General features: G+C 55.8%; 6 protein-coding genes. 5 read left to right on the top strand and 1 reads right to left on the bottom strand.

The genetic code is table 11. The annotated features are described in order from the left end of the window. The first annotated feature begins 178 nt into the window (after positions 1-178). Genes AB1644_03405 through AB1644_03395 form a run of 3 tightly spaced genes read left to right on the top strand, consistent with a single transcriptional unit; the run spans position 179 to position 6,769 of the window. Positions 179-3,523, top strand: coding sequence for a TonB-dependent receptor (locus AB1644_03405; protein MEW6050093.1), 3,345 nt, complete (start codon positions 179-181; stop codon positions 3,521-3,523). A gap of 43 nt (positions 3,524-3,566) precedes the next feature. Further along, a complete protein-coding gene (locus AB1644_03400; GenBank protein ID MEW6050092.1) occupies positions 3,567-4,550 on the top strand; it encodes a PorV/PorQ family protein in 984 nt (327 codons plus the stop codon). 20 nt (positions 4,551-4,570) lie between these two features. Next, on the top strand, positions 4,571-6,769 hold the full coding sequence (locus tag AB1644_03395) for a hypothetical protein (GenBank protein ID MEW6050091.1): 2,199 nt from the start codon (positions 4,571-4,573) through the stop codon (positions 6,767-6,769). A 72-nt stretch (positions 6,770-6,841) separates the two neighbouring features. Here AB1644_03395 and AB1644_03390 read toward each other — a convergent pair whose 3' ends face one another. Further along, the gene (locus AB1644_03390) at positions 6,842-9,019 is read right to left on the bottom strand and encodes a glycosyltransferase family 39 protein (GenBank protein MEW6050090.1); all 2,178 of its coding nucleotides are present in this window, start codon (positions 9,017-9,019) and stop codon (positions 6,842-6,844) included. A gap of 285 nt (positions 9,020-9,304) precedes the next feature. Here AB1644_03390 and AB1644_03385 point away from each other — a divergent pair, with 285 nt between their 5' ends. After that, positions 9,305-12,223 (top strand): S8 family serine peptidase, encoded by a 2,919-nt coding sequence (locus AB1644_03385; GenBank protein MEW6050089.1) that lies wholly within the window; start codon positions 9,305-9,307, stop codon positions 12,221-12,223. An 84-nt stretch (positions 12,224-12,307) separates the two neighbouring features. After that, complete coding sequence (locus AB1644_03380) at positions 12,308-15,097, top strand: M6 family metalloprotease domain-containing protein (GenBank protein ID MEW6050088.1); 2,790 nt, start codon at positions 12,308-12,310, stop codon at positions 15,095-15,097. Positions 15,098-15,141: the final 44 nt, after the last annotated feature.

Raw genomic sequence — 15,141 nt, 5'->3', positions numbered from 1 at the left:
GGTAGATTAGTCGGCTTTGGCGGTCGATCACAGGCAAAGTTCTCCTCACTGTTCTTTGTCCCTGCGTTTCGCGTTCTTCGCCACCTGCCTCCTAGCTGCCTGCCGTGCAGACTTGGCATGAGTCTGCAGTTGTGTGGAATGTAAGTTTGTGATGATAGCGTTGAGGAGGTTTGAGCATATGCGTGGCATCGCAACGGGACGCGCATTGACCCTCGTACTTGTTACAGTGTGTCTGGCGTTACTCGCGCCGGCACTGTTCGCTGCCGGGACCGGGCAGATAAAAGGGACGGTCCGAGACAAGGATACCAAGGAAGCCTTGCCGGGTGCTTCGGTCATCATCAAAGGGACCACGATGGGGGCGATGACGGATCCGGACGGCAATTTCACCATCTCCCGGGTCGAGCCGGGAACCTACACGCTGGTCGTCTCCAGTGTGTCGTATCAGAAGATGGAGATCGTCGATGTCAAGGTTCAGGCCGACCTGACCACGCAGCAGCTGATCGCTGTGCCAAAAGCAGTCACTGAGTTGGATAAGACCATTACGGTGACCGCCAAGACGGAGATCATTGACAAGTTCGTGACCTCGAACCAGGCGACCATCACTCAGCAGGAGATCAAGACCCGACCGGTGCAGACCGTCGACAATCTGCTCAAGCAGGTGGCGGGTGTGCAGACGGATGCGTCGGGCAAAGTGTACATTCGCGGTGGCCGCGCCGGTGAAGTGTCCTACATTGTCGACGGTGTCCCGATCGGTGACCCGCTGGGGGGGGGCGGTATCGGCGCAAACTTGTCATTGGTGTCGGGATCGATTCAGGAGATTCAAATCATCAAGGACGGTTTCGACCCGGAGTACGGTAATGCGCTTTCGGGGATCGTCAAAGTTACCACGCAGACCGGGAGTAAGGACAATACTCGCGTCAACATGCAGTATCTGACCGATGATCTGGGGAATGCCAGCCTGAACAAATATTCGCGGAATTACGATTACGCCCGGTTTTCGGTTTCCGGTCCGGACCCGATCCTCAAGAGTAGGATCCTCCCCGCGCTCGGACTGAATTTCCTCGCCGATAAGGAGTTCACCTATTACTTGTATTTTGAGATGGACAAGGATGACGGTATCTATCAATACGAGTCGTATGATACGCCCATCACCGAACGCAACCTAGGGTACTACAGTTTGCTCGGCATCGATGTGCCCGAGCGGCTGCGCAACCGGTACTATTGGACGGCCAATGTCAAGTTCCGTCCGAAACCGAGCTTGAATGTCATTCTCTCGTATAAGAACTCCGATTACCGGGGTAAGTACTTCACGGTAGACCAGTGGGAGTATCGTTACTCCCCCAATACAGCGCCGCTGTTCTGGGACAAGTGGTATTCTCTTTCCGCGGAGGTCTCGCAGTCCATCAATAAGAACACCAACTATGAGATGGTTGTCTCATACTACGACAAGAAGTTCACGCGCAAACCGGCCGACCCCAACCACCCGGGCGTGGGGCTCGATCCCGATCAGTTCACGTTCGATTACGAGTGGGAAAGTTACACGGACCGGAATAACAATGGTGTGTATGATGCGCCCGAGCCGCTGATCAATCTCTTCCCGGATTCGGCCGTGTATGGCACCGATTTCAACGGTCCGGCATATACCTTCGGAGAATTTCAGACCGAAGAAAATATTCAGGGTGGAACCGGTGAAGGAACCCGCTTCCGTTTCAACAATAACGGTTATCTCGATAGTCTCGAGGGGGAGCCGTTTATCGATATTAACGGCAACGGTGTGTGGGACCAGGGGGATTTCCTTCAGGACAAGAATGGCAATGGGGTGCTGGACGGGAACCGGATCTCGCTGATCAACAATAAGAATCCGGAGCCGTATATCGACGGTGATTCCATCATTGGCGAGCCGTTCACTGATATCAACCAGAACGGCATCTACGATCGAGGCATCGATATCTTCACCAGGAGTTCGAATCCGGCCGTCAACCAGGATTATAACTACAACGGCGTCCACGATGGGCCCGACAGCGATTGGGAGCCCGGCATTCCGTACGAAGACCGTAACGGCAACGGCATCTACGATCGTCCGAACAGCCAGTACGACGTTGGTGAGAGATTCACGGATATAAACGGCAACGGGAAATACGACTACGGTGGCACGTCGACGTTTCTTGATCCCGGCAGTTACGACGAAGAGGCACGCTGGACACGGAGTCACACCAGCACTACGCGCGGGGAGATAAAGATCTTCCGGCTGCAGGGGCCGCACGAGTTGAAGGTGGGCGCTGCCGTGAACCGTGAGACGTTTACCTATGAGGATATCCTGCGCCCGTATCTCACTTACACCGGACGTCCGGACAACGCCGCCTATCCCGACCGCGGGGCATTCCGCGATTTCTTCAGCTACAATCCGTGGAGCGGGACGGTCTATTTCCGCGACAAGATCGAGTACGGGTCGATGATCGCATCACTAGGACTTCGCTTCGATTTCTTCCTCCAGGACACCAAGCAGCTCATCGACGTGGCCACGAATGACGACCTGGGTTCGGGTATCATCCTCGGTGACCGTCACAAATGGTCTCCGCGAATCGGTTTTTCGTACCCGATCTCAGACAAGGCCAAGGTTCACTTCAACTATGGCCACTTCTTTCAGTTGCCGGAGTATTCCCGAATGTATGCCCGTAATACCGCTTCGGTTGACCAGAACTCCATCGTGGGCAATTACAATCTGGATTATCAGAAGACCATTCAGTACTCGTTCGGCGTGAAATACGCCATGACTGAGAACTACTCGGTGGACTTCTCGGGTTATTTCAAGGACGAGTTCGACAAGATCAACTCGGCCCAGGTGCGCGTCGGCGGTCTCACCCGCCAGCAGTACCGCAACTCCGACTATGGGCGTAGCCGCGGCGTAGAGGTGACCTTAGAGAAGCGGGGCGGCGGGTATGTCAATGGCCAGCTTTCCTACACCTATGCGTTTGCTTTCGGCAAAGCATCGCAGACCAATGAGAACTATCTGAGCGAATTCCTGCTGTCACGTACGCCGTTGTCAGAAGCGGCGTTGGACAACGATATACGGCATTCGCTGAAGGCGGCCATTCAGATCTATATCCCCAACACGGTCAAACCAAGGCTGTTTGGTCTGCCGATCTCGAACGGATGGTCGTTGTCCGTGGAGTCAGTCATTGAGAGCGGAAGGCCGTTCACGCCGACCACGGCGTACCCGAACATTTCCACCGAGACGGGTGAAGATATCGAGACCAATTCGCTGCGTCTGCCGGCGACGGCGGTGTTCGACGTCCGATTCCAAAAGGGCTTCAAGCTGGTCGGGTTGGACTATTCGTTCATCGTCTGGGTTGAGAATCTGTTCAATTCGCGAAACGTCGCGTCGGTGTATACGAGCACCGGTCGAGCCGATACGCAGCAGAATTTCAACCGAGTCGTGTTCGGCGGCACCGACTATGACCAGAACCCTTACAACTGGGGTTACGGGCGCCAGGTGCGTCTTGGTATCGATGTCAACCTGTAAGCGAAGAGTAGTGTTGTTTTAGCGATATAAGGATGCGAAAGCGATGAGAAATAGGACTCCGATAGGGAACCGGTTGGGTCGACAAGGGCAGCTGTCGCTGGCGGCGATCGGGCTGTTGTTGATCGGGCTGGTTGCGCTGACGCCGGGTTCGATACTGGCGCAGGCCAAAGTGGGCACTACCGGCGCCCAGTTCCTTGAATTGGGCGTGTCGGCACGGGCCATGGGAATGGCGGAGGCGTTTACGGCAGTGGCGAACGATGCTTCTGCTGTATACTACAATCCGGCCGGCCTTACCCAGCTTCTGGGTCGTGAGGCCATGGCCACCTATGTGAAACTGCCTGCCGATATAAACTACGGTTTCGCGGCCGCGGCTGTCCCGCTCGAGGCCGTGGGCGGAGTTGTCGGGGTCGGCTTCCACTACCTCTCGAGCGGCTATATGAACATAACGACATATTCACACCAGCAGTCGTCCGGGCAGCAATTCTCAGCCGAAGATTACGCCCTCTCGCTGGGGTACGGACGGTATCTCACCGACCGCTTCTCCATCGGTGTGAACGTCAAATACGTGAGCGAGCGCTTCTATGAGTATACCGACCACGGCTGGTCTGCCGATGTCGGCACCAACTACGACACCGGTTTCCGCGGGTTCAAGATTGCCATGGTGATCACTAACTTCGGACCGGACCTGAAACTCATAGAAAAAGCATATCCGCTCCCGATCAATTTCAAATTCGGCGCGTCCATCAATGTGGTTGAGAATCTCAATCATCTGGTGACCTTCGCCGCCGAGGGGGCTCACCCATCGGACAACCTCGAGAAATACAACGCCGGAATCGAATATACCTTCAAGGACCGTTTCGTCCTCCGCGGCGGCAGCCGGTTCAACTATGATGTCGACGGTTTTACGTTCGGCGGCGGTGTACGGGTTCCGTACGGCAAAGAGAGCGAACTCCGGTTTGACTACGCCTATCAGGATTTCGGCATTCTGACAGAGGTACACCGGTTCAGCATGGCCTTGAGTTTTTGAGTGGAGGGGAGAAATAGAGCATGAGAAATACAATGAGTTCTTCGACGGCCCGCCTCATACTTGTCGGGTTCATTCTGGCGACGGTCGCCGTGTACGCGTTGGTCGCGACCAGTTGCTCCGACCGGGTATCCGGAACCCGGTTCCAAAATCAGCCGCCGGTCGTACAGTTTGTCAATGTGCCGCCGGATGGTGTCAGCACGTCCCGAAATCCGGTCGTATATTGGTTCGGCACGGATGCCGATGGGCAAGTGAAGGTGTTTCGGTATATCGTCAGGACGGTTACGGAATTGAACGGCCGAACGCCCGAGGAATTCGCCCGCGACTCTCTTCCCGGATATGACAGTTCGAAGTTCGTTTATTTGACTGTCACCGTTGAGGAACCCAAGACCGCCAATACCGTGAAGATGTCCGCCGATCTGAGCGACCCGGTTCGTCAATACGTGCAGCAGTACATCTTTCTGCAGGCGATCGACGATCTGGGGGCCGGCTCGGCATTTGTGTGGAAGATGATGTTCCGCAATGACAACCCACCGCAAGCATTTGTGAGCGTGTTGCAGGGAACTACTATCAACGACCCGTTTATCAACTCGGTGTTTCCCGGAGGGGCCATAACCGGCGTCAGAATCGGTTGGCGCGGTGAGGACTTGATCGATTATCCGTCGGATGCGCCGCCCTTTGAGTTCCGCTGGAAATTCTTTGGCCCGTATGCGTATGATACGGCGTCAAGCAGCGATGAGCTGGATCAACTCCGGGCTCAGTTCGTGAAGAAGATATTCGTCTCTACCGACGCCCAGGTATATTTCGTCGGTAACAACGACACGATCTTCCGCTGTGATACGACATTTGTGCCCCCGAACGTCGTTATCACGTGCGACACTCTCTTAGTCGACACCGTTACCAAGGAAAGCCCGTATGGCCGGCTGGACAGCATTCTCACGGTCGACGACCCTGCATTCACGAGTTCGCCCTTCTACAAAGTGGTGGACAGCTCACCGGGCTGGTTGACTACTACCCGGGACTCGTTTTTCAATGTCTTCAAAGATGCCCCAAGCGCCGAAACTCGTGAGGAAACCTTTGTATTCTGGGTGACTTGTCGGGACGATGCTTCAGTGGAGGATCTGGCGCCTTCGTATCAGATATTGTACGTGCTGGATCCAAAGTTCGAGCGCGATGTACTGGTCATCGACTTCACCAAACTCTCCATAGGAGCTCGCTATAATGCTCCGGTCAGAGGCATACTCAACTCCCGTGACACTACCGTTGATACTGCTCGTAACTACTGGGCAAATGTTATTCGCAAATGGAACCCGAGTATCGACTATTCCAAGGCCAAGGACTACCTGTATCCGAACGGTCAGAGCGACCGGATCGACTTGCAGCAGGTGCTCAGGTACAAGTTGCTGATTCTCTACAACGACAACGTTACCAAGTCAGGGATCTCCACCGGTGTTTCAGCCTCGGAGATGGGCGAAGTCATCTACACGGCGATTGACGCAGGAGTCAACGCGTGGCTGACCATGAGAACGCCGATTGATTCCAAGCCGGACTATATGGCTGCGGCCCTGCCGCAAAATCCGCCTGTTGACGCCCAGTACCAACGATATTTCGGAGTGCAGACTATGATATACTCCGGGTGGCTTCCTATGGCCATCCAGAATCTGTTCTATCCGACGCCCCCTCAGACACGCATCGAGGACTTTGTGGGAGCATACAGTCTGCAGACTAACAAGTGGCCCGACCTGTCCATCGACACCACGTTGCTCCATCGACGGATATATTGGACACCCGTGATCGGTGGTGCGCTGGCGTGGCGTGACACCATAGCCTCACTCCCTGAGGTTGACTGGACATCACGGTCCTTCGGAACGGAGCCGATGTTCCTGTACAAGTCCCGTTTCGGTTCGCGCGGGCACTTCCTCGGCGACCTGTTCACGTTCGACGGTACACCGGTGGCGCACCGACTTGATGCCGGGCTTTTCCGAACGGTGCATTTCAACTTCACGCCGCTGGCCATGGACACAATCGCGATGCAAGTCGTCATCGACTCGGTTCTCAACTGGTTATTTGACGAATATCTGCAGGCACCGCCGACTGCCACCAGATATCCGGGCGCGGCGATACAGATGTCAGTCGATGATGTCCGTCGCAATTTCGAGGCGCGCCAGCAGCAGATGCGCGAGCAGGCAGCCTGGCGCCACCAACACCCGAGCGATTTCTGATCTCGGCAGCGCGCGACGCGCACAGGTGATCGGTGATTTGGGACGGGGTCGACGCAAGTCGATCCCGTTTTCTTATTCGCTGATTGCCGGAGCTTTGGGGAAGTCCTTTAGTGGATTGAGGAACCGCTTCCGAGCAACCAGGCGTACCGAATCAGCACGGAGCGTGTCGCCGGCGGCGTTGTAGGCCAGCGCCAGATTGTAATAGGCCTGCGCCAGTCCGCTGTCTCCCTCCAGCGCCAAACGGTTGTACCTGATAGCCTGGGCGAACAGTCTCTTCGCGCCGGCCAGCGATCCGAGCATGAAGTAGCTGCGTGCTTTCTCGCGTTTCACATTATCCGCGCTATTGATAAACACCTGGTCAAAAGCGGCATCGTCGGTTTCGATCGGCGGCGGTGAGCCGTTGAGTGCCTTCGTGGCCAGCATCTCCGCCAGGGCGAAGCTTCGACGGCTGAGCATTTCGCCGGCCGCCTCATTGAATACCTGGGTCGGCTGCCTGGTACGGTGCGCTGCGAGTTCCGCAACTCGCAACAAGCTGTCACTTGAGAGGTTCGAATCGGCCGCCGAAAAGCGCACCAGTATCAGGTTGGCTGTGAGGTCGTATGGTCTCAGCTCCAGCGCTCTGGTGATTTCTCTCGAACCCTCGGCAGCTTGTCCGCCCACGAGAGAAAGTGACGCCATATTGACGTACGCCTTGGAGCGATCCGGGTGAAAACGTATCTCGCGTTGGAAGTAGTAGCGGGCCGAATCTGTCTGCCCCAACCGGAGATAACAGGCTCCAACATTCAAATTCAGGTCCGTAAATGTAGAATCAACCGCCAGTGCTCGTTGATTGATCCTCAAGGCGCCTCGGTAGTTCTGCGTATTGTAGAGGAAGAGCCCCTCGGAAACCGCCGGCTGAATGTTGAGTCCGGGTCGAAGTTCGAGCCACTGATGGTTCAGCAGCGCGGCTGCCAGGATCATCCCACCGAGCCAGCGAAGACCTTTCTTGGGCTCATTCCACATCAGTTCGGTCAGGGCGACAAGCGTGCCGCCCGCGAGGCACAGTATGAGGGGAACTACCGGCAGGCGAAAACGGCTGTTGACAAAAAACAGTGAGGACAGGAATGCCACTGTCACAACTGTCGCCACCAGCCAGCGTATCGACCGATGCCATCGGACGAGTCCAAACAGTCCAATGAGTGCGACCGACAGAACAAGAGAAAATGTCAGCGGGTTATACCGCAGTATCGGTATTTGGAGGGAGAATCCCTCGGTGTCCCGATTGTTGGAGAGTTCGCGCGGTCCGAAAAAGAAATACAGTTTTCGCAGGTACAATTCGACGAAAGCCGTTGGGTGCGAGCGTATCCAGTCAATTGCCCGATTTGTCCAATAGGCGGAGACTTCGCTGGGTTTCAATTCCCGTCCCCGAGCCGATTCTGCGACGTGCGTGATGTCAGCTATTCTCCAGTTGAAGCCGTACGGCTCCGGAAGGACCGCCGAGACACCGTCGGCAATCTCATTATTGCCGATAAACAAGTTGATCCCCCCTTGTGAAGAGATCAAGACCGGGTCTTCGGCCACGATGAGATTCCTTATGAAGATCGGGCCGACGAACGCCAGGATCCCGACTCCGAAGAGGAGCGCGTTCCACATCACACGCCGCCATTGTTTTCCGGACACGAGTATTGCTGTCACGATCACCGGCAGGATCGCGAATATGGTGGGTCGGGTGATGGCGCCAAGGCCGATCGCAAGGCCAACCAGCAGCAAGTCGCGGGGTCGGACCGTATCCAGCCAAATAAGGAACCGGAACAGAGCGATCTGGAATAGAAGTGTGAAGAGCGAATCAAGCAGCAACTCCCCTTCGTGATATATGAGCATCGGGTAAAACGCCTGAAGCCCCGCCGCTACTAAACCGGCTCGACGGTCGAATAGCCGTTTTCCGATCAGATAGGTGACCAGCACCGAGGCGATTCCGACACCGATGCCAAATATTCGCATGGTCCACAACGATGCACCGCATAACCAGATCACCAGCGCCAGGCAATAGACATAGAAGGGGGCGCGAAAATACGTGGTGTCGCCAGCCAGATTGCCGTCTGCTATCGATTGCGCCCAGTGGAGATGATAGTTGTTATCGACAGTGAGATGTTCCCAGTCCGGTAATGAGGAATACTGCCAAAGATAAAGGAGTCGCAAGAGGGCCGCGATCGCGAGAACGATGATGACAGTACGATTTCGAGAGACAGCTTCCCGGACGATCTGTAGCATGTCACGAATATAGTCAGCCGCCGGCCCGACCCGCTACCTGTAAAAACTTGCAGCATAAGGAGCTTGGATGCAGGAGGGAGTGCGTCCTGTTTGCGCACCTATGGGATAATTCCTGCACACCACCAAATCCTTACGAAAAAATACTTGTTGGCTAACCGGTTGGACACGAGTATCTTATCCCCGGAGCTTCCAAGCGTCGTGCATCATATTGCATACCTGTACCTCAAACGGGCAGCGGCATGACCTTTGCTCGAAAGACAGAGGAACTGAAGCTCAGGAGCGGTAATGAAGACAGGAACCTCACGCCTTGCTATCGTCGCCTCCTCGATACTTGCTATCACAGTAGGTCTGACTCATAGTTTAGCCGCCGGGTCTCCCAAACTCGCTCCTGCGCTGAACGTCGTAATCGACAACCCCACCTCGCCGGACAGCATTGTCACCGTTGTCATCTTCCTCGAATCCGAATCGCGCTCGAACGCGTTGAGCGCAATTGCCGCGAGTCCGAATCAGACCAGAGCGACGAGGATCAAGACGGTCATTAGCTCGTTGTCTTCGGCATCCCCATCTTCGAGCGATAGCCGTGTGATGCATTTTCTGGATATCAATGCCGTCGGTCAGACCCGGCGATTCTGGATCGCGCCTGCCATAGAAACTTCTCTGCCCGTTGCGAAACTCGCTGACCTGGCAGCTTTGCCGGGAATCCGTCTGGTGATACCGAATGTCACCCTCGACTTCGATGCTCCTGTCGATATAAAGGCTGCACCGGCTATCAGCACCTCGGTCTCGAGTGAACTGACGCTTCTGAAAGTGCCGGAGCTCTGGCGTCTTGGCATTCGCGGCAACGGACGTCTGGTCTGCTCTTTTGACACCGGCGTAGAGAGCACCCACCCGGCCCTTGCTTCCAAGTGGCGCGGCACTCACGCCGACTTGCGCGCTAGCTGGTTCTCCAAAGTTGCTCCGGACACGATCCCGTACGATAAGGCGGGACACGGCACGCACACGATGGGGATCATGGTCGGCTCGACCGCCTCTGACTCGTTCGGTGTGGCGCCCGGGGCCGAGTGGATCACGGCCGGTGTCATTGACCAGGGGAGACCCCTCAATGTCACGATCGGCGACATTATCGAGGCGTTCCAGTGGGCGCTGAATCCCGATGGCGACACCGCCACCACCGATGATGTTCCGGATGTCATACTGAACAGTTGGGGGATCCCGACCGGCCTGTTTGAACCCTGCGATGAGACTTTCGCACAGGTGATAGACAATGTCGAGGCGGCCGGGATCGTCACAATCTTCGCCTGTGGCAACGAGGGGCCCAATCCCAAGACCGTACGCAGCCCTGCCGATCGGTCCAGTTCGCCGGTGAATTCATTCTCCGTTGGTGCCATTGACATAAGCAAAGTGGTCGCAACGTTTTCAAGTCGCGGACCGTCATCATGTGACAGCACGCAGTTGAAGCCGGAACTGGTCGCCCCCGGTGTGGCCATAAGGTCGTCGACACGCGGCGGCACCTATGCCTACATGAGCGGTACTTCCATGGCGGCACCGTTCATTGCGGGCCTCGTACTCCTCTGTCGGGAATACAACCCTGATGCCACAGTGGATCAGATCAAGTATGCCCTTCTGCAGGCCGCCGACGATCTGGGTCCGGCGGGGGATGACAACGCCTATGGGCATGGGCTGGTCGATGCTACCCGTCTTCTGGCGCTGCTGCCGCAGCCAGGCCAGACCCGGTTCACGCTTCTGGGAAGATTGATCTCGGGCGACGGCGTTGCCTCTCCCGGGGAGGCGATCGAGCTGCAACTCATGGTGGCCGAGACCGCAGGCAACGTATCTAAAGTGAACGGCACTCTTGGCGTGCAATCGACCGGACAAATCACCATCACCAAAGGGACGGCGCAGTTTCTTTTTGGAAGCGGCGGCAGCACTGCGCTCAACACCGACCCATTTCGGTTGACCCTTGATTCATCGCTCGTGAACGGCGCTTCGATTCCCATGATTGTAACGTTCGCCGATTCCAACGGCGTATTGCTCGACAGTTTGACGTTTGACCTGACCGCCGGTTTCCCTGCGCCGGGACATGTGGCGCCGCTCACCACCGGTACTGTCGACTTTTCGGTTTCGGACTTTGCCCAGTACGGTCTGGCCCCCGGCTCCATCTACAACCTGGAAGGGCAGGGGTTCCGGGTCAACGGGAGCGCCAACCTTTTGTACGAGGCCGGGATCATCGTTGGACGGAACAGCCTGCAACTGGCCGGTTCGGTACGGGATTCGCTTGGCTGCTACGGTCCCTCGGCATTCGCGCCCGTCGAATCGCTGACTCAATATATCGACCCGGTCGACGGGGGCGTGCACACGAGCTGCCAATTCGCCGACAGCAGAGCCAAGATCGCCATTCCGATTACTGTAAGCCAGGAATCGATGCACTACGGCACAGCGGACGAGTCCGGCTATGTCATTCTCAAATACCATCTGGTCAACCGCACGTTGCAGACTATGACGGAAATGCATTTTGGCTTTCTGGCCGATTTTGACATCAGCGGGCAGTCTGACCAGGTGCAGTTGAATTCGTCGCTCGGTATGATCTATCAGTACAGCGACATCGGACCGATGGTCGGTATCGTGGCTTTGAGTGAGGGGGCCACGTTCACGGCATTGTCGAACAGTGCGGGCAAGGTTGGGTTGAAAAGCCAGGAGAAATACGACCTGATCGCTTCGGCTGTCAATTCGGTAGATGCTTCCGTTATTGGGGATCGCATGATCGCTGTCAGTTTTGGTCCGTACACCATCCCGGTTGGAGATTCGGTAGAGATCGCCATTGCGCTGGTTGGTGGCATGGCTGTGAACGAGTTGGTGACCGCCGCGGTTCGAGCCGAACAGCGAATGGGAATCCCGACCGCGGTGGATGATGACGCAAATGTTCCGGAGAGCTTTAGTCTACATCAGAATTATCCCAATCCCTTCAATCCTTCTACAACCATCTCATTTGCTCTGCCGAAAGCGAGCGACATACGGCTCGAGGTGTTCAACCTCTTGGGCGAGCGAGTCCGCACGCTGGTCTCTGGCAGTCTCGCCGCAGGCGAGCACCATATCGTCTGGATGGGCGAGAATGATGGCGGCCAGTCGGTCGCCAGCGGCGTCTACTTCTATCGACTGACCGGCGCGCTGGGCGAACAGACCCGCAAAATGATGCTGGTGAAATAACCCTTTCCATTCGTATCTTCCACCCACCGGCCCGCGGAGGCCGCAATTGAAAGTCACAACTTGATACTATCGTGGGTTGGAAGTATGTCCAGGAACACATGCGTCTGTCGATTCACCGGGGGATTGCTCGCGCTTCTTATAGTTCTCATTATCGCGAACAGTGCATTTGCGGTTGCGCCGATGCCCGGCACGCTCGAAAAATGGAAAGCCGAAGGGACACTCGAAAAGAATCTCGCCATCCTGAAAGCGTTCCGTGATGCCGGCGGCGATGCTCCGTCAGCGAATCTGCCGTTCTCACGTGAGCGTATGGCCGCCAAGGCGGCGTTTGATCCCAATGCGGTCGACACGATCAACGTTATCGTAATACTCGTGGATTTCTACGACAATTGGGCCACGGTCGGTGACAGCGCCAAGTTCGATTCGATGCTGTTCTCTGTCAAAGGGGACCCGGATTCGAATGCGACCGGCTCCATGACGGACTATTATTTCGAGAATTCCTATGGTAAGCTGTTTATCAGGGGGGACGTGACGCACTGGCTCAGAATGTCGAACTCGTATGCCTCCTATGTAGGGACCGACATGGGACTGGGTCCTGGCGGACGACTGCTCGCGCGCGATGCTGCCCTTGCGGCCGACTCGTTCGTCAATTTCGCCAAGTACGACAATGACGGCAATAACATCGTGGATGGTATAATCGTAGTTCATGCCGGCAAGGGGGCAGAGGAAGGGGGAGACTCAACTGCCATCTGGTCACATCGAAGCAATCTGTCCACGTCACTCACGTTAGACGGCAAATCTATATACGCATACACCATGAACCCCGAGAAGTTTCTCGGCGCCATGGTGCCCATCGGCGTGTTCTGTCATGAGTATGGACATATCCTCGGGCTCCCCGACCTGTACGACACAGACTACACCCCTTCGACATCAGATGGACTGGGCAGTTGGTCGCTGATGGCGTCGGGAAATTACAATGGTAGTTCCAAACTTCCGGCTCACTTCGATCCGTGGTGCAAGATCAACCTCGGGTTTCTCGTCCCGGATACCGGGCTCCTTGATGTCACGTCCAACCTGTACCAGGCACCTATCCCGGCTGTCGAGTACAACGCTATGGTGTACAGAATACTGGGAGAGCCGGGCGGCTCCGAATACTGGCTGGTGGAGAACAGACAGCGAGTCGGCTTCGACCTGGGACTTCCTGCTTCAGGTCTGCTGATCTATCATGTCGATGGCGCTGTCCCGAATAACGACAATTACCTTCGTTACAAAGTGGCGCTAGAGCAGGCGGATGGCTTCAATGATCTGGCACTTACCGCATATGGCGCCGATGCCGGTGACCCATGGCCTGGTAACACCGTCAACCGCAATTTCCACGACATGAGCAATCCAAACGCGCACGACAACGCGACCGACTCCCCGACCGAAGTGGGTGTCTGGCGGATCACCAACTCAGATTCCATCATGTACGCCGATCTGGATGTGGAATATTCACGTCCTCATCTGGCGCTCTGGAGTTACGATTCGGTCAAGTTCATGGATACGGTCGGTCTGGCCGACGGAGACGGTATGGTCGAAGCGGGGGAGACGGCGGATGTTTATTTCCGTGTTCGCAACTTCATGCGAAGCGCATATTACTGGTACCTCAATTTGTCGTGCAACGATCCCGACGTACAGATCATCACCAACAACGTCACCGAGACCAATTACCTGAACCCGGTGCTGACCGCAGGTGTGGTGACAGAAATTCCGATCAGGCTGTCGCTCGCGCCGACGGCGAAGACGAAGATCGTCACATTCAGGCTGATAATAGAAGCCGATTCGCTTGTTGCTACACACGGGGACAAGCGGTTTGTTGACACGTTCTATTTTGATGCTGAGCTTGGGGCGCCAAGAATACTCGTACTTGACGACGATGAAGGATTTTCGTTCGACACGCTGTACACCAATGCCCTCCGCAACCTCCGGGTGCCGCACCGAGTCTGGAGCAAAATCGACTCGATTGGTTCCCCACCGGCGGCAGAGATGAGCAAGTATACAACAATCCTCTGGCTCACAGGCGACACACTGAACGGTGGGGCGCTGAATGCACAGGATATCGCGTCGCTGAAGACGTTTCTGGACGGCGGGGGGAATCTGGCGTTCGCGAGTCTGAAGGGAAGCAGGCTGCTTTGGGAGTCTGATTCTATGTTTATGAAAGACTATCTGCGTGCCCGTTGGGATCCCGGAACAATTCTACTACCCATTACCAAAGGGGTCACCGGCAATCCGGTTGGGGATACTTTCGCGTATCGCGGGACGACACACGCTGTCGGTGGACTTCTGAACCCGCTCAACGGTGGCCAGACTTCTCTGATCATTACAAACGCAACGAAGACACAAAATTATGGCAGTTGCGCTGTAACGTACTCTGGTGCGTATAAATCCTTCGTGATGAGTTGGGGACCTGAATTCATAAGTGATAATTGGGGAGGAATCAGTTGGGCCACCAAGCAGACGTTTGTCGATCAAATACTCAAGTTCTTCGGTGAAAGCATTGTCACTGATGTCAACGACCCGGATGGGCCGAGTTTGCCAAGCAGCATCGTCCTGCATCAGAACTACCCCAATCCGTTCAACCCATCCACAGAAATATCGTATACTCTGAATCCGGTCAGGGGTGCGAGCGGGAAGCTACCGTCTGTAAATCTCGCCATCTACAACCTGCTCGGCCAGAAAGTGGTAACGTTAGTTGATGCGGTACAGCCGGCGGGAACATATAGTGTGAGTTGGGATGGCGCCAATCAGGCGGGCTGGAAAGTGGCATCCGGTGTCTATTTCTACCGGTTGACTCGAGGGGAGGAATCTGTTTCCAGGAAGATGCTCCTGTTGAAATGAGCTTTCACGGACCAAATTGGTCTACGGCCGTCCCGCCTTGGGAC

It is taken from the genome of Candidatus Zixiibacteriota bacterium (genome assembly GCA_040753875.1).
GTDB lineage: Bacteria > Zixibacteria > MSB-5A5 > GN15 > FEB-12 > DATKJY01.
The sequence above is the reverse complement of the archived record's forward strand: the minus strand, read 5'-3'. Positions and strand labels throughout refer to the sequence as shown.